14 protein-coding genes are annotated in these 20,029 nt (G+C 47.1%); 6 read left to right on the top strand and 8 right to left on the bottom strand.

Annotation, left to right across the window (positions count from 1 at the left end):
- Positions 1-3: 3 nt before the first annotated feature.
- On the bottom strand, positions 4-462 hold the full coding sequence (locus LZG72_RS03090) for a hypothetical protein (RefSeq protein WP_233867368.1): 459 nt from the start codon (positions 460-462) through the stop codon (positions 4-6).
- Between the two features lie 87 nt (positions 463-549).
- Positions 550-4,554 (bottom strand): hybrid sensor histidine kinase/response regulator transcription factor, encoded by a 4,005-nt coding sequence (locus LZG72_RS03085; protein WP_233867367.1) that lies wholly within the window; start codon positions 4,552-4,554, stop codon positions 550-552.
- A gap of 169 nt (positions 4,555-4,723) precedes the next feature.
- Between LZG72_RS03085 and LZG72_RS03080 the strand changes: the two genes are divergently transcribed.
- The 4 genes from LZG72_RS03080 to LZG72_RS03065 all read left to right on the top strand — a co-directional run bounded on the left by LZG72_RS03080 (position 4,724) and on the right by LZG72_RS03065 (position 13,521).
- Positions 4,724-7,738 (top strand): SusC/RagA family TonB-linked outer membrane protein, encoded by a 3,015-nt coding sequence (locus tag LZG72_RS03080; RefSeq protein ID WP_233867365.1) that lies wholly within the window; start codon positions 4,724-4,726, stop codon positions 7,736-7,738.
- 21 nt (positions 7,739-7,759) lie between these two features.
- Positions 7,760-9,487 (top strand): RagB/SusD family nutrient uptake outer membrane protein, encoded by a 1,728-nt coding sequence (locus LZG72_RS03075; RefSeq protein ID WP_233867362.1) that lies wholly within the window; start codon positions 7,760-7,762, stop codon positions 9,485-9,487.
- An 11-nt stretch (positions 9,488-9,498) separates the two neighbouring features.
- Positions 9,499-12,474, top strand: coding sequence for a PA14 domain-containing protein (locus LZG72_RS03070; protein WP_233867359.1), 2,976 nt, complete (start codon positions 9,499-9,501; stop codon positions 12,472-12,474).
- Positions 12,475-12,924: 450 nt separating this feature from the next.
- Positions 12,925-13,521, top strand: a complete 597-nt coding sequence (locus tag LZG72_RS03065) for an alpha-ketoglutarate-dependent dioxygenase AlkB (protein WP_233867355.1) — start codon at positions 12,925-12,927, stop codon at positions 13,519-13,521.
- Between the two features lie 4 nt (positions 13,522-13,525).
- Here the strand turns inward: LZG72_RS03065 and LZG72_RS03060 are convergent, their stop codons facing one another.
- On the bottom strand, positions 13,526-14,476 hold the full coding sequence (locus tag LZG72_RS03060; RefSeq protein ID WP_233867353.1) for a bifunctional helix-turn-helix transcriptional regulator/GNAT family N-acetyltransferase: 951 nt from the start codon (positions 14,474-14,476) through the stop codon (positions 13,526-13,528).
- A gap of 113 nt (positions 14,477-14,589) precedes the next feature.
- Positions 14,590-15,384: an SDR family oxidoreductase gene (locus LZG72_RS03055; protein ID WP_233867351.1), complete on the bottom strand. Its 795-nt coding sequence runs from the start codon at positions 15,382-15,384 to the stop codon at positions 14,590-14,592.
- A 122-nt stretch (positions 15,385-15,506) separates the two neighbouring features.
- Here LZG72_RS03055 and LZG72_RS03050 point away from each other — a divergent pair, with 122 nt between their 5' ends.
- Positions 15,507-15,875 (top strand): helix-turn-helix domain-containing protein, encoded by a 369-nt coding sequence (locus tag LZG72_RS03050; protein ID WP_233867349.1) that lies wholly within the window; start codon positions 15,507-15,509, stop codon positions 15,873-15,875.
- Between the two features lie 15 nt (positions 15,876-15,890).
- On the opposite strand, the gene LZG72_RS03045 is transcribed toward LZG72_RS03050, so the two are convergent.
- Entirely contained in the window at positions 15,891-17,126 is a 1,236-nt protein-coding gene (locus LZG72_RS03045) for an alpha/beta hydrolase (protein WP_233867347.1), read from the bottom strand.
- A gap of 56 nt (positions 17,127-17,182) precedes the next feature.
- Positions 17,183-17,791 carry a dihydrofolate reductase family protein gene (locus tag LZG72_RS03040; protein WP_233867345.1) on the bottom strand — a complete coding sequence of 203 codons (609 nt, stop codon included), beginning with the start codon at positions 17,789-17,791 and terminating at the stop codon, positions 17,183-17,185.
- Between the two features lie 325 nt (positions 17,792-18,116).
- Here LZG72_RS03040 and LZG72_RS03035 point away from each other — a divergent pair, with 325 nt between their 5' ends.
- Positions 18,117-18,719 carry a helix-turn-helix domain-containing protein gene (locus LZG72_RS03035; RefSeq protein ID WP_233867343.1) on the top strand — a complete coding sequence of 201 codons (603 nt, stop codon included), beginning with the start codon at positions 18,117-18,119 and terminating at the stop codon, positions 18,717-18,719.
- A gap of 9 nt (positions 18,720-18,728) precedes the next feature.
- Here LZG72_RS03035 and LZG72_RS03030 read toward each other — a convergent pair whose 3' ends face one another.
- Together LZG72_RS03030 and LZG72_RS03025 are read right to left on the bottom strand one after the other, a co-directional pair.
- Entirely contained in the window at positions 18,729-19,085 is a 357-nt protein-coding gene (locus LZG72_RS03030; protein ID WP_233867341.1) for a SnoaL-like domain-containing protein, read from the bottom strand.
- Positions 19,086-19,618: 533 nt separating this feature from the next.
- A complete protein-coding gene (locus tag LZG72_RS03025) occupies positions 19,619-19,903 on the bottom strand; it encodes a SymE family type I addiction module toxin (protein WP_233867339.1) in 285 nt (94 codons plus the stop codon).
- Between the last annotated feature and the right edge of the window lie 126 nt (positions 19,904-20,029).

The raw sequence follows: 20,029 nt of genomic DNA, 5'->3' as shown, positions 1-20,029 counted from the left end.
GAATTAGTCATGAACCTCATTTTGCGGATCGGAAGCTTTGGCAAAAACCAGGCCGAATATCAGGTGTGCGGCCATGAGTTGCTGGTAATACACGCGGAAATTGATTTTTGGTTTGTCGGGATGCATTTTGAATACCATCGACCATGCCACAATGGCGATAGAACCGGCCGATAAACCGAAACAAAGCCCCTTTTTCGTTGCAGACCGGGTTTTGATCTTTTTAAAAGTTGGCTCATAAATCAATCCAAACAAAAAACCAACGGCATAATGCACCGTCCAGGCTGAAACCAATGCGCTCCGCTTTTCTTTTATGACAGCCTTTTCAAGAAAATCACCGAGCAGTACCGGCTCATTGTAATTGTCCTTTTTTGCTTTGGAAAAAAAATGGCTGAATGCCGTCATCGCTGTGGTAGCCGCGACCGATGCCAGTAAAATACCGAGTGTTTTGTTTCCACTTGCCATAGTATCCCCGCTTTTTTTGATCTTGCCATCCTCCTAAAAGTATGCCAAAGAGCCGCATAGCACCTGGGCATCGGTAACCATTTTCGATTACACGGTTCTGTCCCTCAGATCGTGAACATAGCTGGACGGGCTCACCCCGAACTGCTTTTGAAAATCCCTCGAAAAGTTGGTCGGAATGCTGTAACCGACCATATCGGCCACTTCGTTGATCTTGTATTTGTTTTCTGCAAGCAGTTCGGCGGCCTTTTTCAGTCGCGATAAGTTGATGAGCTCGTTGGGCGTCATATCCGAAATGCCTTTGATCTTGCGATATAAAGTCGGTCGGCTCATGTTCATCATCGAAGAAAGCAAGTCAACGTCGAGGTTGCTGTCGGCGATGCGTTTGCTGATAATGGTATTGAGTTGTTCCAAAAACTGTTTATCGGCGGTTGAAAAGGCAATTCCCCGGATGTGCGTGAGCGGGGAGCGCGCAAAATATTCCTTAATAATGTTGCGGTTGTTGATCAGATTCGTGATCTGGGCGGCTAAATGATCGAATGAAAACGGCTTTTCAATGTAAGCGTCCGCTCCTACTTCCAGGCCCTCGATCCTCGAATTAATGGAGTTTTTGGCAGTTAACAGAATGATCGGAATGTGGCTGAACCGCACATCGTTCTTGATTTTTTTGCAAAGCTCGATCCCGTCCATCACCGGCATCATAATGTCGCTGATGACCAGGTGAACGTTTTCATGCTGCAGGATCTCAACCGCCTGCTGACCATCCAGAGCGCGCATCACATTGTAAGATGCGCTCAGCTCGCGGCTCAGATAATTTAGGATTTCCACATTGTCCTCCACTAAAAGAATCACGGGCTTTGCCGGATCCGCTGCTTCATTTGGCGCATTAGTCAACAGGAAATCAGCCGGAACTTCGTCGTCATCGCCTTTCAGATCCATTTCATAATCCTGGTGAATGGGCAATGAAAGCAGGAATGTGTTCTGGTTCGTATCCTGACGTTTCAGTTCCAGTTTTCCTTTGTGCAACTCGGCGAGCGATCGCGCCAGCGGCAGTCCAATACCGGTCCCCTCCTGTTTCTGACTGGCCGCGACGCGGTAAAACGGTTCGAAAATCTTATCCTTTTCCTCATCGCCGATGATCAGACCGTCATTGGTAAATTCAATGTAAAAAAGAAGATCGTCGCTGCTGAATGGCAAAAGCCTGATCTTAACTGCATTATCCGCGTATTTGATCGCGTTGTTGATCAGGTTAGTGATGATTTTTTTGCATGCTTCAATGTCCACATAAGCGTGTAATGTGATGCGGGGAAGCTCGATTTTATAGGTTAAATTCTTCTGCTCCGCTGCCGGCCTGAATGTGGCAAACACGTCGCTGAGCAGCTCGTTAATATCCGTTTTGGTAAAGTTCAGACTAAAATTATTCGCCTCGGCTTTCCGGAAATCCAGCAGCTGATTGGTCAAATCAATGAGACGGTTGGCATTTTTATTGATCATAGTCAGGTTTTCAAATGTTTCCGCATCGGCATTTTCATCAGCCAGCAGCTTGTCGAGCGGCATTTTGATGAGCGTCAGTGGGGTTCTGATTTCATGGGCAACGTTGGTAAAAAAGTCGATTTTAGCATTGTAGATCTCTCGTTCCTTGCCAATTTCAATGGTTTCAATTTCCCGTTTGTTTTTCTCGGCTACCGCCCAATGATAGTAGCGCAGCAGGATTATAACAATCGCGCCTGCAAATGCTGCGTAAAGAAAATAGGCCCAGATCGTCGCCCACCACGGTGGCAGGATTTCGATGCTGAGCCTGGTCTCGCGGCCATTCCAGACCTGATCGTTATTTGATCCCTTAATCCGTAACACATAATGCCCCGGCGGGAGTTTTGAAAAATAGATCTTTCTGTTATTGCTCACGGTAAGCCATTGCCCGTCAAGACCTTCCATTTGATACATATACCGGTTCATTTGCGGGATCACGTAACTAAGTGCGGCCACATCGAACGTCAGGTTCGAGCGGTCGTAGGGAAGTTTGATCGATTTGGCGTAAATGGGCGACTCCGTCAGAGACGAATCCTTGCCACCAATGCGCAGCTCCTGGTTATTCGACTGAATGCCTGTAATGTACACCGGCGGCACGTATGCATTCTTCACGAATGTGCCGGGTTTAAAGCTGATTAGCCCCGCAACCGTGCCGAAAAACAGCGTTCCGTCGTCATTTTTGTAGGAAGAATTATAGTTGAATTGCTCGCTGGGAAGCCCGTTGGCCTCGTTGTAATTCGTGAACTTTCCCGTTTGGGAATCCAACATCGACAGGCCGCGTGAGGTCGAAATCCAGAAATCCCCCTGCTCGTCTTCCAAAACCCTGAAAACCTGGTTATCAGGCAGGCCGTCTTCAATGCGGTAATTTTTAAATTTCTTCGTGCCTGCATTGTAGCGCGACAAACCGTGCTCGGTGCAAAACCAGAAATCGCCGTTTTTGCTTTGATATAGACTGTTAATGTAGTTATCGGGTAGTCCGTCAGATTTTCCGGCCTCGTATTGTATCCTTCCTTTTTTATTGGTTTTTGGATTGAAATAAGAAATCCCTCCTCCATAACTTGCCACCCACAGCGTTCCCTGATTGTCTTCATGAATGCTCTGAATCTGTGTATTGAAGAACTCCATCGGCGAAAAATCGTCCGTATCGCGGTTGTATTTAAACAGCCCCGACCACGTCCCGACCAAAATGTCCGAGCTGCGGGTTTTGTATAATGTGACTATGAAATTGCTGCCGAACGTGTTGGGCATATTGGTGCTGTAATGCCGCACGACCTTATTGGTTTTCAAATCCATCACGTCCAGCCCGTGCTCGTAAGTGCCGATCCACAAATGGTCGCCGTCAGCCACCAGTCCATGCAGGTTCCGGTAAGTTATGCTGCCTTTTTTTCCATCGGGCAAAAACGATTTGAATGTTCCGGTTTGCAGATCGAGCTGGTTCAGCCCTGCATCTTCAGTGCCGACCCAAAGCTTGCCATATTGATCTTTGGTAATTTCGTGGACCAGATTCCCGCTGATGCTGTTGCCGGGCTGCGGAAAATATTTATGAAAACGGTTGAACTCGGAAGAATAATAATTGACGCCCCCAAACTGCGTGCTCACCCAGATCCCCCCTTCCCTATCTTTGAAAATCGCATTCACAATGTTGTCGGTGATCGAGTAAGCATTGTATTTCTCTTTGACGATCTGGTTTAATTTTCTCCTTTTCAGGTCCAGAATGTAAAGACCAGACTCGGAGCCAAGCCAGAATTTGCCGTCACCATGCTTGTAAATGGCATGAATCTGAATGTCTTCCTGCTTGCCCGTTAGCCCGGAAATGTCTTCCACTTTACCGTTTTTAAAGTTAACCAGCTGCACGCGGTGCATACTCCCTACCAGCAAAGCTGAATCCGCCACAGCATGCACCACGATATTGCCAAAAACATCCTTTTCGCCTACCAGGCGGGCAATGTCAAATTCAGTGAAGTCGTTGGTAACAGCATTAAAGCGCCTTACCATGCCATTGCTGCTTGCAATCCAGACGATTCCATCGCCCGAAATATGAATGGAAATGACATTGGCATCCCAGGAAAATGTGCTGATTTTTTGTGTTTTGGAATTGTATCTGAAAAGGCGGTTGTCCGAAATGATCCAGACATTACCCTGCTTGTCGCCCCGGATCACGCGCACCTCTCCGGCGCGGATCAGCTTAAAGGCCGAGAACTGGTCGAGGACGGGATTATACATGTAAACTCCTTTATGTGTGCCGATCCAAAGCTTTTGATGGATGTCCTCATAAAGTGAAAAAACGGAGTTGCTCCCCAAACTGGTCGAATCGCCTTGTTTGCTCCTGAAAATCTTGAAAGAGTTGCCGTCAAACCGGTTAAGTCCATTGCGGCTGGCGATCCAGATGAATCCCTTTTTATCCTGAATAATATCTCCGGTAGCATTGCCCGAAAGGCCGTTGGAAACTTTGTAGTTTTTGAAATAATACGGAACATCCTGACCGGGGCAGGTCAGATACAGAAACAGGCAGCAGAACGTAATAAGCAGATCTTTCACATTATAAATATATCCCTGCAAAATCATTGGTAAATAACATTTATAAAGGATGAGACGGTTTGATCTGAAATTGAGACTCACAGATCATTCCATTAATCAGCAATGAATGAACTTCGCGGAAGTTTAAATAAGTCCTATTAATTAATCATATAGTAACAAGTTCGTAAGCATAGAACCCGCTTAAACAACAATTTTAATGAAAAAAAATTTTTATAAACTGGCACAAGCAGCTAAAAAGCCGATGCACATGCTATGGTCCGCAAAGACTGCGCTGGCAATGCTTTTGGGCATCTTCGTAGCCATGTCCGGAGTCGCTCAGGCTCAGACGGGCAAATCCATTTCCGGTAAAATTTCCGATAAACAAGGCGCTTTGCCGGGTGTTTCGGTTGTCGAGAAAGGCACAAGCAACGGGACCACCACCGACGTGGAAGGAAAATTCACCCTGCAACTTCCGGCAGGAGCTAAAACGATTACGGTTTCAAGCGTAGGGTATGTGGCTCAGGATGTGGATGTAACCAACAAATCCACGGTGGATGTGACGCTTGAAGAAGATCAGAAAACGCTCAACGAAGTGGTCGTGATCGGTTATGGATCTTTGAACAAAAGAGAGGTTTCCAGCGCCATTACCCACTTGTCCGAAAAAGACTTGCTGCGCGTCGGCGGCAATAACCCGCTGATGTCCATTCAGGGTAAAGTGGCCGGCCTTTCGATCACCAACACGTCGACTGCCGATCCAAACTCTTCGCCGAACATTCAGCTTCGCGGGGCATCTTCGCGCAGCGCGGGACTTGGGCCTTTGTTTGTCATCAATGGTATCCCGGGCGGAAACATTGACAACATTAACCAAAACGAGATCGAATCCATTGACGTGCTCAAAGGCGGCGCGGCTTCGGCAATTTACGGAACACGCGGAAGCAACGGGGTTATTGTGATTACGACCAAAAAAGGCTCGTCCGAACCGCGTTTATTCTATGACGGTTACACCACATTTGACTATTTGACAAATCAATTGTCGGTGCTGAACAAAGACCAATTCCTGGCTAACAATCGCGGGGTAGACTTTGGCGGAAATACCAACTGGATGAAGGAAGTGAGCCGTCAGCCATCGTTCTCGCACAAGCATACCTTGCAGTTCTCGGGCGGAAACGGGCAGACCAATTACTTTACGTCCGTAGATTACCGCGATGCAAACGGCATTGACCTGCGTTCGGGGAAAAAAGAATACGGCGGCCGGGTGAACATTAACCACACTACGGCCAATAATCTGCTTGCCCTGACTTTCAGCGTAGCGCCGCGTTATGCGAAAATCAGCGAAGCCGATTACAGCGCATATAATTTTGCATTGACGCTGAACCCAACCCAGCCGGTAAGAGATTCGACAGGTAAGTTTAATTACATTACTTCCGGTTTTTTTGCGAACAACCCGGTGGAATATGCCACGAATGTACTGCAAGACAGGGAGCACAAGTCGCTGGATTTGAATGGATCGGCAAAACTGAACATTCTTGAAAACCTGAACACAGTCCTTACTTTCGGTGAGGTGAGCTTATCGCAGCGCATCATGAACTTTACGCCTTCCAACATTACACCCGTGATCAATGGTAACGGTCGTAACACAGCATCTCAGGCGCTGGAAGAGAAAGATCAGAAAAGTTTGGAATGGCTGGGAAATTATTTCCTGGATAAGGGCAAGCATTCCGTGAAACTGCTTGCAGGATACTCATTCCAGTATTTTACCGAATCTGGTTTTAATGCATCCAATGAAAAATTCCCATCCAATGTACTTACTTACAACGGTCTCGGAACCGGATTGTGGAATGTGGAAAAAGGCATTAATGGTGTAGGATCTTACAAGAACAGCTCAAAACTGATCGCGTTTTTCGGACGTGTGAACTATGACTTCGATCAGAAATATTACCTGTCTGCAAGTCTTCGCAGAGAAGGATCTTCCAAGTTTGGTTATGACAACAAATGGGGTTATTTCCCGGCGGCATCCTTTGCATGGCGCGCGACGCAGGAAAGCTTTTTGAAAGATATTCCCTGGCTTAACGAACTGAAACTGCGGGCGGATTATGGCGAAACGGGTAACCAGGATTTTGGTAATTACCTGTCGCTGGACACATACGGCGGTTACGGTTACTATCCTTACAATGGAAGTTCGTACCAGGTGTGGGGCCCAAGCCAGAACACCAACTACAACCTGCGCTGGGAGAAAGCCGCCAACTTCAATGTGGGCGTTGACTTCGAACTTTTCAGCAGCAAGATCAACGGTAGCGTGAACTATTATGTGCGCACCAATAAAGATCTGTTGGGTAATTACAATGTAGCCAACCCGCCAAATATTCAGGGACAAACATTTGCGAATGTGGGCACCATGCGGAACTCCGGGCTTGAACTGCAGTTGAGTGCAACTGTGGTTAACAAAGGCGATTTCAGCTACAACATCAGTGCGACGGGCGCATTTAACGATAATAAATTTGTCTCGTTTTCCAATGAGCTATATAAAGGCCAGAAGTACATTGATGTCGTTGGCATGCCTGCGCCGGGAAGTCCGGGAACCATTCAGCGTTTGCAGGAAGATCAGCGGATTGGAAGTTTTTATGCGCTTAAATCCGCGGGTGTGAATGACAACGGCGCATTGCTGGTGTATAACAAGAACGGTGACATCATCCCTGCCAACGAAGCCAACAACGACGACAAGCAAATTGTAGGCAATGGTCTTCCCAAGTTTACAACAGGGCTTACCAATTCATTTAAATATAAAAACTGGGACCTGAGCGTGTTCCTGCGGGGTGCATTCGGTTACAAACTTTTTAACACTTACGCTTTTTACCTGGGCACACCGGCGACGCAGCAGAACGTAAACGTGTTGTCCTCGGCATTTGATGGCGGTAAATATTCGAAGCTGACAAGCACTTCAACGTACTCTTCGCTTTCGGATTACTTCCTGGAAAATGGCGGGTTTTTGAAAGTTGACAACATTACGCTGAGCTACACGCAGCCGCTGAAAAGCAAATTCATGCAGTCGGCGCGGGTTTATGCCACCACCAGGAACCTGGCCACATTCACCAAGTTCAGCGGCGGAGATCCAGACCTGGTCCAGGTAAACGGACTTTATCCGGGTGTGAGCACAAACCGTGATAATGGCGGTACGCTGAATTACTATCCTTCCACAACACAGTTGTTGCTGGGATTACAACTTACTTTTTAATAGGCTGATTTAATTCCAAAAATGAAAACGAATCACATTTCAAAATACATACTCAGGTTTGCTGCCTGCGCACTGCTTTCGGTGACGGCGGGCTGCACCAACCTGGACGAAGAACTATTCGACAGGATTACCTCCGAAAACTTTCTGCAAACACGTGAAGACGTGACGCGGGACTTTCTGAGGGCATTCGAACACAGCTATTGGAGCATTCAGGGCGGCGGTACTTTTATGCTGCAGGAGAACAGCTCCGACGAAATGATGACCATCAACCGTCAGGGAGACTGGTTTGACGGCGGGCAGTTCCAGCGCGTGCATTACCACACCTGGACAGCCCAGGATGGCTTTACCAGTGATCCATGGAACGCGCTTTATGGTGGGGTGACGCTGGCTACCAACTCACTGGAAGATCTGGAGGGCATTACCGATCCTTCCAAATTCGAGATGACGCGTGAAGAGCTGGACGGCATGATCGCAGAGCTGAAAGTGCTGCGTGCGTGGCTGAACATTCGTTTGCTGGATTTTTACCGCAACATTGTCATTGTTACCAAAGTAAAAGGGCAAACCGAGGGAGGTCCGCAGGTTTCGCCGCAGGAAGCATTTGCATTCATCGAACAGGAGCTGAAAGATGCACTTCCGAAACTTTCGACCAACACCACTCTGGGCGATAATGTGGTAGGTCGCTGGACCCAGGGCGGTGCGGCTTCCTTGCTGGTACGCCTGTACCTGAACGCAAAAGTGTACACCGGCACAGACCGTTTTGCAGATTGCGCCAAAGTGGCTCAGGATATCATCGATGGCAAATATGGTACGTATGCATTGGAAAGCCGCTGGGACGCACCTTTTGACTATACTAATCCGACTTCCAAGGAAACGATTTTTGGTTTCCCGGGCAGTTTTGCTCAAACCCACTGGCAGTACGATGGCGGAATGTATTTCTGGATGCTTCCGAATCTGGCGCCAAGCTATTTCGGATTCACCGATTTTGGCAATGCTAACCCGAAATATGCCATGCAGCCGGGCCGCGATGTGGATAGTGTAGAGTACAACTTCGCATTGGGAAAACCATTCATCAAGTTCCAGAAATACAAGGATGATGTCCGTTTGAAAAAATACAAAAACCTGGGCAACAGCAAGCGTGAGGGAATGTTCCTGTACGGTTATTTGCCATACACCAATCCGGCTGGAAAGGCGGATACAGTGAGAGGTTTCAAAGGCCCTTATGCTCTTTTCTTACGTGATCAGGTGGGTAAATTCCTGGATGCAAAACCAGGGACCAAGATCGCCGACAAGGTTTCGAATATGAATAACGGGGATAATAATTCCGGACTTTACCCGGTGAAATATCCGTACTACCCGAGCGACGATCAGAACAAAATCTCTTCGGCATACGCGGAAATACGCTTTGCCGAGATCTATTATTCATTGGCTGAATGTAAATATCGGGCGGGCGACAAAGCTGGTGCTGCATTAGCATTGAACGCAGTCCGTAAACGCAACTATCCCGCTGGCTCGCCAAGCCTTTACAAGGCAAATGGCAGCGATCTGACCGACCAGGAAATGCTGGACGAATGGATGCGCGAGTTTTTGGCGGAAGGCAGAAGAAGAACGGACCTGGTTCGCTGGGGCGTGTTCAGCACCGGTACCTGGTGGGACAAGAAGCCGGATGGCGACAACCACACAGACATTTTCCCGATCGGTCAGAATGTATTGAATGCTTCACCTCAATTGAAGCAAAACCCAGGTTATTAAATCAACATTAAATGAAATCTCGCAAGCTTTTAGCTGTGCTGGGTACCGCAACTTTGTGTGCGGTACTCGGCTCAGCTACTTTTATTGAACATAAAAAGGCGCTTCCTGACGTGAAGCGGCCGCGTGAAGCCTGGGTACTGCGCTCGGTCCTCGACGTGCACCCCAGAATTTTGAGCATTGCATTGCACGACAATCTCTGGCTGGCATACAACACCAAAACTGCCGCATTGTACAAAGCCTGGACCGGCAAGATCAACTTTGGCGGCCCGGTTTACACCTCGTCGCACGGCCCGCAGCCGGTTTCATCGGGGACGACCTACATGGAGGAACCGGACGAAAATCCGTGGCGGATCGTGGCGGACGGAAAGGAAGTGACGCCGGAGATCAGCTACAAAGGCCACACGATCCTGGACAATCAGGTTACATTGAAATATGAGCTGGAATATCAGGGTAAGAAAATCTCCATTGAGGAGAAGCCGGAGTTTTTTGAGGCTGGAAGTGGAAAAGCTGGCTTTGAGCGGGCATTTACGGTCAGGAATGTTCCTGCGGGCGTTATAGTATCGCTGAACATGCATTTAAACTCACTTTCGGCAGCAACGGATTACAAGACGAATGGCAAATTTGTTGGCTTGAAACGTGACGAAGCTGTCGGGAACCAATCCTTCATTGCGATGAACGGAAAGCTGATCCTGAACAACAATGGTAAAACAACCTTTTCGGTAAACCTGACCAAAAAACCGGAGCAGGCTTTTACAGAACAAAAGGAAAGCAAATCAGAAATGATTGCCGGACTTTTTGCAAAAAGCGACTGCAATACCTGTCATAACCAGGAGGTAAAAACGGTTGGCCCAGCCTACAAAGCCATTGCCGAACGCTACGAAAATACCGGTCAGAATAAGAATGCATTGGTTACCAAAGTGATTAAAGGCGGCGCCGGTAACTGGGGACAAATCGCGATGTCGCCGCACCCGGACCTCAAAAAAGAGGATGCTGAAACAATGGTATCCTACATTCTGGAACTGGATGCAGATAAGGAAAGAGCGCAGGCGGCAAACAAGTTAATGCCCAAGCCAGCCTACCCTATCGCTTTAAAATCTGTAAACCCTTCACAAGCTGCGGCCACTACCGAAAAGCCCGGCATTGCCGTGAATGTTTACCAGTTTGCCAGCGGCATTGGCAATGTTCCTGAAATCAATGACGAAATGCTGCCTTTAAAATCAGGATCGATCAACGCGCTGCATTTGGATGAAGGAGATTTTGGTGATCTGAAAGACAACTTCGCCATTTTCGCAAGTGGGTATATTAACATTAAAAAGACGACCAACATTGTTTTCAGGCTGGTTTGTGATGACGGTGGCAAGCTGTTTATCGACAACAAACTGGTTGCAGATAACGGCGTGAACCACGGGCTGCAGCCTACCGACGGCGAGGTGATTTTGAAACCCGGCAAGCATCCATTCAAGGTTGAATATTATCAGGGATCGTTTGGCAAAGGCCTTTCGCTGCAATGGAGACCTTACGGCAGCAAAGCATTTACAGTAATGCCGCCCGACGTTTTCACCTATAAAGGAGCTGACATTAAAAAGACAGGACAGACCCCGGTTGAGGTCAAAAAAACGGATGTTGCCGGCGACCAGTCGCCGCTCGTTGCAGTGCACCCTAGCTTTACATTATCACAGGCACGGCCGGATAATTTCCAGCCAAGAGTAGGCGGAATGGATTTCCTGGCCGACGGCAGAATGGTAGTAAGCACCTGGGATTCACTGGGCTCGGTTTACATTGTAGACGGCCGCAAAGCTGCATCTCCGAATGATATCAAAGTAAAACGCATTGCATACGGACTCGCCGAGCCGCTGGGTTTGAAAGTCGTGGACGATGAAATTTACATTATGCAAAAACAGGAACTGACCAAGCTGGTCGACCTGAACAAAGATGAGATCATCGACGAATATCAGACAATCTGCAACGGCTGGAAGGTATCTGCGAACTTCCACGAATTCGCATTCGGGCTGGTTTACAAGGACGGCTACTTCTACGGAACACTTGCGACGGCCATTAACCCGGGCGGCGCGAGCACCAAACCGCAAATTCCGGATCGTGGAAAAGTGGTGAAGATTTCCAAAAAAGACGGTTCGTTTACATTTGTAGCATCTGGTCTGAGAACTCCGAATGGCATTGGTTTGGGTGTGGATAATGAAATCTTCATTGCGGATAACCAGGGCGACTGGCTGCCGGCTAATAAGATCATCCATTTGCAGGAAGGCGCCTGGTATGGTTCGCGATCTGTGGATTTTGAAGGTACTGCAAACCGGAAGGAAACGCCGCCGGTTGTGTGGCTTACCCAGGATGAAATTGGCAACTCTCCTAGTCAGCCAGCAAGGCTGAATGTGGGGCCTTATCAAAATCAAATGATCCATGGCGATGTAACGCATGGCGGGATCAAGCGTGTTTTTGCGGAAAAAGTAAATGGCTCTTACCAGGGAGCAGCATTCCGGTTTACACAAGGCCTGGAAGCTGGCGTGAACCGCCTCGTTTGGGGACCCGACAATGCACTTTACGTTGGTGGTGTAGGTTCCACAGGTAACTGGGGCCATACCGGCAAGCTGGGTTATGGTTTGCAAAAGCTGACATTTAATGACAAAATCGCCTTTGAAATGCTGGCTGTGCGGGCTAAGCCGGATGGTGTCGAAGTTGAGTTTACAGAACCTTTGAAAGAAGGCGTAGGCGAGAAAGCATCAGATTACGACATTCGTCAATGGTGGTTTAAACCAACCGGCGATTACGGCGGCCCGAAAATGGATAACGAAAATCTGGCTGTAAAATCCGTGAAAGTATCTGCCGACCGAAAGAAAGTAACCTTGCAGTTGGCGGGCATGAAAAGCAAGCATGTGGTGTACATTCATTTGAACCGGAAAACGATTGTCAGTCAAGCTGGCAACAGTCTTTGGAGTACGGAAGCCTGGTATAATATGAACGAAATACCATAAAGTTTAAAAACGGCAAATAGCAAATGGCTATCCTAAGTTGAGCTAAGAACTCTTCTTTTTGATAGCCATTTTTGTTTGAAGAATGACAGAATCACCAGATGAAGCGAACATTGGGATAATGACTGTCCGAGATCGCACAGCAAGCAATTAATATGTGGCTCTCCCTAGTCAGGATCGGCGATATTTAATTGGGTATAATATTTAAGACTCATAAACTGCAATATTGCGAGGCTGAAATAGCACTTTAAGGCTTCCTATCATATGCTGACAAATTACCTGAAAATCGCGTTGCGAATCGTCAGGAAGGACAATTTGTCCACACTTATCAACGTGGCGGGTGCTCTGGACCGGGCGCGTGAAACTGGCATGCGAAAAGTGGTTGGCTCTACCCGGAGCCCCTGTCAAGTCGCTGCGGAGCGAGTAGAGGGATTAACTCAATCATTGTGAGAAATGGAACAGTTGAAATTATTTGATGATCGGGATCAGCTTTTGCTGCCTCAGCATTTAATGACGTATGAGCCTGAGTTTATCAGTGCCGCAGAAAGCGATCAATATCTCAATACTTTTCTGAGGACGGTTCCATTTCAGCAAAGCAAAGTTGTGATGTATGAGAAAGAAGTGCTCACACCCAGACTTACGGCATGGTTCGGCGACAGACCAATTCGAGACGGCGACCAGCGTCCTCCTATTTCCTGGACAAAGGAACTGCTTGAAATTAAATCGAAGGTCGAAGATTTCACAGGGATTGTTTTTAATGGAGTACTGCTCAATTACTACCGTGACGGAAACGATTCTGTTGCCTGGCATAGCGACAAAGACACCATTGTGGGCCTGAAAACCGAGGTAGCATCTGTCAGTTTGGGGCAGCCCAGAAATTTTGATTTCAGGAACATAGAAAACCACAGGCAACAATATTCGTTGGAACTGGGGAATGGATCACTGCTTCTGATGAAAGGTGATCTGCAAAAATATTGGGAGCATCGGATTGCCAAATCTAACAAACCAATGGGTGCACGGATAAATTTGACTTTCCGCAAAGTCACTTAGTGTGTTACAAAACCAGTTTCATCTGGATGTTGACCCGCTCATAAGGCGATTCCCGTCCTGCGATTTTCTGAAACCCAAGCTTGTGGTATAAACTGATCGCAGGTTTCAAAAGGGTATTGCTTTCCAGATAAAGCGTTTTCGCCCCCAGAGATTTAACCTTTTCAATAGCCGCATTACCCAGCAGCCAGCCGATATTCATTCCTTGCGCCTTTGGTGAAACCGCCATTTTCGCCAACTCAAAATCTAATTCCGGATCATCCATTCTGATGAGTGCGCAAACTCCCACGGGTTCATTTTTATACAAGGCCACCAAAATAAAGCCCCCGCGATCAAGAATATACGATTGTGGATTGTCGAGCGCTTTATAATCCATTTCTTCCATGGTGAAGTAGGTCGAGATCCATTCCACATTCAGATCCCGAAATGCCGATTGATATTTGGGTTCAAAAGGCACAATCTCGACATAGCCACTTTCCCGCAGCTTACGCGTGTCTTTCACCCGCTGCAACAATGATTTTTGAGCCAGAAGAAATTCCCATTCCTCAATTGCCTTCCAAAGATCATGATTAGCCTGCGCCGAAATTTCTTCGATCGCATTATTTACATCATCATACTGCGACTGTATTTTTATAATGATTTCCCTCCCCGCATCCGAAAGCTGCACCACGTTCCGTCGTCCGTCCGCCGAATCCCTTTTCTCGATCACCAATCCTTTTTCCGCCATTTCCCGGATGATCTTACTCACCGAAGGCTGGGAATGTCCGATCTCCGTCGCGATTTCCGTAATGGTCGCATCATCACGTTCGGACAAAACGTAAAAAACCGGAAACCACTTAGGCTGCATGTCGATCCCATACAAGTAATAAATCGACGAAGCATCATCGGTGATTTTAGCAGTGAGCATACGCAGGCGACTCCCAAGTGCCATTTTGCCCGTTTTCTTAAAGAAATTCATTTTACATTTTTAATTACATAACCGATTATGCAAATGTAATTGAAAAATTCTTTCAAACAAATGTGGGTTCAATGCCGGTATGCGAGACTTTAATCCAATGCGGTTTTCGTAAATCAAACTGTCGGTACGGTGCCCCCGTCAATCACATATTCCGTCCCGGTCAGATACGCTGCCCGCGGAGAAACCAGAAACCCGACAAACTCCGCAACTTCTTCCGGCAATGCAGGTCGCCCGATCGGTATCCCACCCAGGCTGTCCATCACCATCTGAATCGCCTCTTCGACCGTCTTTCCTGTCCGTTCCGAGATTTCCCGCATCATTCCCATTGCCCCGTCCGTTTTGATCCAGCCCGGCGAAACGGTCAGAACCCGAATACCTTTTGGCGATACTTCATTGGACAGACTTTTACTATAATTGACCAACCCGGCCTTCGCTGCTGCATAAGGCAATGTAGCATCGTAAAGCGGCAAAAGAGCCTGAATAGAAGCAATGTGAATGATTACACCTGAGTTTTTGGTTAGCATTCCAGACAAGAAACCGCGATCCAGTCGTACCGGCGCCAGTAAATTAGTCTGCAAACTCAGTTCCCAATCCGCGTCACTTAACGCTGCAAAACCGCCGCCCGGTGATTCGGACCCGCCAAGATTGTTGATCAAAATGTCCACACCTCCAAATTTCGCATTTACCTCGCTGACCACCGAAGTTGTTCCCTCCGGTTTATTGAGATCCGCCGATATAAAATGAAACGCAAAATGGTTAAAACCAGGCTTATTCCTTGCAGTAATGATCACCGTTGCCCCGGCTTTTGCCAATCTTTCCGCAATCGCTTTACCTGCGCCTTTCGTTCCGCCGGTTACCAATGCAACCTGCCCGGCGAGTTCGTTGTTGAAATCAAATGAATTGCTCATAGTTTGTTTTTTTGACAAACCTAGTGACTACAACTCATTCATGTAAGTACGGAAAAACAATTCGCATAGTGATAAATTTTTCCCTATAACCCTTTCATTACAATACCATTACATTTGTAACCATGTACAAAAGAAAGATACAGCCAACCCTGAACTGCGGCCTCGATCTGGTTGGAGAAGTGCTTTATGGGAAATGGAAACCGCGACTGTTATGGCTCATCCATGAAGGTTTTCAGCGACCAAGCGAACTGAAACGAAAAATACCGGACGCTTCCATCCGCGTACTGCATATGCAGTTGAAAGAACTGGAAGACCACGAGCTCATTTCAAGATTCATTTACCCGCAGGTTCCGCCCAAAGTCGAGTATAACCTCACTGAATTCGGCAAGTCGCTGATTCCCATTATCGAGGCACTCGGCAAGTGGGGTGACGAGCACGAGGAGCGTTTACGGAAAGTGATTTCCTGTAAACTGGCTGGCGAGGTATCTTAAACCTTACTTGGCCTTTCACTTCCCGCTTTGCAGCCCGTCCAGCTTCTTCCGCGTTTCCGGATTCTCTTCAAGCGATAGGGATTTCTCAAACTGCGCAATTGCATTTGCTTTATCGTTTTTAGCCAGGAAGTAATCGCCATAAGAATCGAACACATTCCAGCTTTTGGGATAATTGATAGTATTCATTTTGAAAAAACTTCCGGCCGTAATCAAATGCTTTTGCTGCATCGCCTCATACCCCATCGAATTTACCATCTCCTCAGGCGGCAAAATCTGATAACCCATCTGTTTGGAAACATTGGCATAATGCTTTACAAGTTTATCAGGCAGCGCATTGGTGTTATGCTCAAAATCCTCACCGGTCAATTTTAGCTGATTGAAGTCAAAAATAAACCGCAGACCGTCATACTCGGTGATCAGCGCCGCAGAGCTGTGTGTGTCGTCGGGATAAAATTTGCTGGCATAACGCAGTCCAATCTGCGGGTTGGCTTTAATAAATTTATCCAGCTCAATAATGGATCGGATATGCCGGGAATCAGAGCTGGTATCACTGACCACTTTCGTCAAAGTCAGGCCTTCATTCATGGTGTTCGCAATGCCCAGGTACATTGAAACGCCTGCAAACTTCTGCGTGCCCAATACTTTTTTCGTGGTTTTCAAAAAGTTGGAATGGTCGTACCACATACTCGGATCAATGCAGATGTATGAATTAAAAAGCTTCGGGTGGGTGATCAATGCATTCATGACGACCAAGCCGCCAAACGAATGTCCGATCAGCATTTTGTACGGTGCGGTTGGGTACAAAGAGTCGATATGCGGCATCAATTCCTTTTCAACAAATGACAGAAAAGCCAGTCCGCCGCCCGTATTGCGCGAAGATGCACTATCCATCATCGGCAAATCGTCTTTTATATGAGTCGGCGTCATGTCCCTCCTGCGATCCGTATTTCGAATGGAAACTACAATCATTTCAGGCACTACCGTATTCCCATTCACCGCACTAAGCTGCTGGATCATCCCGACAACCGAAGCAAAATGCGCATCGCCATCGAGTACGTAAGCTACCGGGTAACGTTTTTTGGAGTACAACCCATCGCCACCATTGGGAACGTGGACTAAAAATTGGCGTTTTTCATTTAAAATTTTGGATCGAATGCTGTCAACCTTGCCGATTGAAATGGTGTTCTTGTCCTGGGCGCAGGTGAGGAAGGAGCTTGTCAGAAGTAGTACTAGAAAGAGAAGGTTCTTCATGTTAAACTATTATGAGCATATATCAGATTCTTATATAAGTCAGAAAGCCATTAACCCTACTCTTCGCCAATCCGCCCAACCTGCACCGCCCCAGCCGCTTCATAACTCGCACAAATCACCCCCATGCCGGAAACCACATGCTTCCTTAACTTAAACCCACCCGGCATTGTCCCGCCAGCGAAAAGCTTCTTTCCTTTACCCAGCACCACCGGATAAATCCAGAGATTCATCTGATCAACAAGACCATGCTCGAATAGCGATTGTATAAAATCGGCACTGCCCCACACATGCAGATCGATCCCGTCGCTGGCCCTTAATTCTTTCACTTGCTCAACGGCATTTCCATTCAACAAAACAGTACCGTCCCAGCTGGATTCCGTCAATGTGCGGGTAGCAACATACTTTTTAATCCCATTGAATTTGTCGGCAATGGGACCAGTCTGAAATGGCCAATAGGGTTCCCAAATGTCATAGGTAACGCGCCCCAGCAGCAGATCATAATCCTCATTAATCGCGTCGACGATCGTTTCCCCGGATATATCGTCCCCATATTTCGCACTCCATCCACCCAGCTCAAAGCCGCCGGAAGTATCTTCGTCGGGCCCGCCGGGCCCCTGTATCACACCGTCTAAACTCAAATGTTCATTAATGATGATCCGTCTCATTATATTGTTGGTTAAAGGTTTGTAAATGTTTGACAATGCAAATCTAAATGCATTCAAACAAACCACCAGGCGGTAAAAACGACATTCATAAGGGCCAATTGCGTCAATCCCCACCCCCCCGAACGTCTCCGAACGACTCCGAACAAAAAACAACAAATGACCACCAATGACCATCAATGACAACAAATGACCACCAATAACCAAACCTAACACTATCTCCCCCCAAAATACTCCCGAGAACACGATAATGAATAAACGCCGTAAAAACGCCGCTACCAAAAACCTCCTCAAACACCTACATTTGACCAAAAACTAAACCATTAAAATGAAAACCATTTCCGATCAGATCCGCACATTAAGAAAAGCAAAAGCCCTCTCACAAGAAGCATTGGCCGAAAACGCCGGGATCAATCTCAGGACATTACAGAGAATCGAATCTGGTAATGCAGTACCACGCGGCGAAACTTTGCGGTTACTGGCACAGGCACTCGATATTTCGGTTGAAGAACTATCGGCCTCGATGGATGAATCACCGGTAGCAACGAACGGAGCGGTTGAGTTGAGAGAAGATCACGGATTCTTGAAACTGATGAACCTGTCGGCCCTTACATTCTGGTTCATTCCATTGGGCAATATCCTGGTGCCGTTTGCGCTCTGGATCTACAAACGAAATACCGTCGCCGGGGCAAACGATCTTGGCAAACGGATCCTGAACTTTCAGATCACCTGGTCGGTAATTGTTTACGGACTCGCATTTGTGATGACATTTTCAAGCCTGGCGGGACGGTTTTTCGTCAACCCCTTTGTATTGGTTGGCAGCATTACCTTCCTGCAGCTCGCCGTTTCGGTCTACATTTTTATCAATAACAAAAAGATCGCCGAAGGTGACGGCGATCTATATACGACCAGCTTGAAAATCATTCACTGAATCAGGCGGTCAATAAAAAAACTGCTCCGAAACAATCTTTCCGTCCTTCACTTCATACAGCATAATCTCATTCTGCTTCACCCTTCCGATGCCTTGCAGGGTAAGATCCGTTTCCCGGGAGACTGCAAAATGACGGCCCGCCACAACCGGCGCCGATGTGTAGGCGTGGTGCAACTCCTCGACGATACTCATCAGATCATCGCCTTTTTTACGAACGGCCTCAATACCTTCGACGTTACGCAAAAAAGGTGAATGCGGAGGTTCAATGCTCTTCACATCATCCGCAAAAAGCTCTTCCTGAATATCAAACCACTTTTCCTGCTGGGCAAGCTCGTCAAACCGAGCCGCAATTTCCTGAATTGTCATCTTTTTCGATTTCGTTTTTTGTAAAAGAAACATACCGTTTAAATATCATCATTCAGGCTTTGAAATGGCGATAAAAGATGGTGATCCTGACAATTCGCCTATTTAAGCCGTCGCTCGTCGATTTTGAATAATTGGCTGGTTGGATTTAATTATCCGGCTCATTCGACTGTAATTGCATTTTGCATCGCGTCCTCCGGCTCTCTTACTTTTTGTCTTGACACAAAAAAGTAACAAAAAAGTCAAGGCAAAAAAATGCTTCCACGCTCAGATCCAGCGCACACCCCGCTTTTTTGCCAACCCCACGCACATTTGTTTATTGAAGAAAGAGCAGCTCAAGAGATTTTGAAGTCATTTTTAGGTGCGTTGGCCTGGCGAAAAAGCGGGGGGTGCGTAGGGCCTGTGCGGATGAAGCTTTTTTTCGCCTTGATTTTTGGATACTTTTTATCAAGAAAAAGTATCAACCGCCGGAGGCAGGCGCCTCCATTATCTACAAAGCCAGTAACAAGCAAAAAACCATTTAGGCGGTAGCAACATCACCGATCATCAAACCCCACAAACACCCCCTTCCGCGAAGCGCGCCGTTTCCTCTCCGGAACCACTTCAACAACAACCGGCGGAACCAAAGTAATTTCCAATTTCTTTTCCGAATACGTTACCGTTACCTCCTCCCCACATTCAAAACCCAAATCTTCCAGCCACTTCCCGGCAAGCCTGATCTCCGGGAAAAACACGGCCCTGAAATTTTCCCGCTGGTAGTACTTTGAGCAGATTTTCAGGCGCTTTTCGCCGGAGATTGAAATTTTTTCTTTGTGTGTCATGGTTAGTTTTAGCTATTACATAAAGTGTATAGCAAATATAGTAAAATGTTTGATGTAAAACGCTAAACAAATAATTATTCAATTTTTGATGTATTGCTTAAATCCACAAATAGCATTAGATAGCAT

This window comes from Dyadobacter sp. CY323, assembly GCF_021390245.1.
Classification (GTDB): Bacteria; Bacteroidota; Bacteroidia; order Cytophagales; family Spirosomataceae; genus Dyadobacter.
The sequence above is the reverse complement of the archived record's forward strand: the minus strand, read 5'-3'. Positions and strand labels throughout refer to the sequence as shown.

What these genes read in the sequence shown, in the direction of transcription:
- LZG72_RS03080 (WP_233867365.1), top strand. Translation starts at nt 4,724, where the DNA reads ATGAAAAAAAATTTTTATAAACTGGCACAAGCAGCTAAAAAGCCGATG.
- LZG72_RS03040 (WP_233867345.1), bottom strand. Translation starts at nt 17,791, where the DNA reads ATGAGACGGATCATCATTAATGAACATTTGAGTTTAGACGGTGTGATA.
- LZG72_RS03070 (WP_233867359.1), top strand. Translation starts at nt 9,499, where the DNA reads ATGAAATCTCGCAAGCTTTTAGCTGTGCTGGGTACCGCAACTTTGTGT.
- LZG72_RS03065 (WP_233867355.1), top strand. Translation starts at nt 12,925, where the DNA reads ATGGAACAGTTGAAATTATTTGATGATCGGGATCAGCTTTTGCTGCCT.
- LZG72_RS03060 (WP_233867353.1), bottom strand. Translation starts at nt 14,476, where the DNA reads ATGAATTTCTTTAAGAAAACGGGCAAAATGGCACTTGGGAGTCGCCTG.
- LZG72_RS03055 (WP_233867351.1), bottom strand. Translation starts at nt 15,384, where the DNA reads ATGAGCAATTCATTTGATTTCAACAACGAACTCGCCGGGCAGGTTGCA.
- LZG72_RS03030 (WP_233867341.1), bottom strand. Translation starts at nt 19,085, where the DNA reads ATGACAATTCAGGAAATTGCGGCTCGGTTTGACGAGCTTGCCCAGCAG.
- LZG72_RS03085 (WP_233867367.1), bottom strand. Translation starts at nt 4,554, where the DNA reads ATGATTTTGCAGGGATATATTTATAATGTGAAAGATCTGCTTATTACG.
- LZG72_RS03035 (WP_233867343.1), top strand. Translation starts at nt 18,117, where the DNA reads ATGAAAACCATTTCCGATCAGATCCGCACATTAAGAAAAGCAAAAGCC.
- LZG72_RS03050 (WP_233867349.1), top strand. Translation starts at nt 15,507, where the DNA reads ATGTACAAAAGAAAGATACAGCCAACCCTGAACTGCGGCCTCGATCTG.
- LZG72_RS03075 (WP_233867362.1), top strand. Translation starts at nt 7,760, where the DNA reads ATGAAAACGAATCACATTTCAAAATACATACTCAGGTTTGCTGCCTGC.
- LZG72_RS03045 (WP_233867347.1), bottom strand. Translation starts at nt 17,126, where the DNA reads ATGAAGAACCTTCTCTTTCTAGTACTACTTCTGACAAGCTCCTTCCTC.
- LZG72_RS03090 (WP_233867368.1), bottom strand. Translation starts at nt 462, where the DNA reads ATGGCAAGTGGAAACAAAACACTCGGTATTTTACTGGCATCGGTCGCG.
- LZG72_RS03025 (WP_233867339.1), bottom strand. Translation starts at nt 19,903, where the DNA reads ATGACACACAAAGAAAAAATTTCAATCTCCGGCGAAAAGCGCCTGAAA.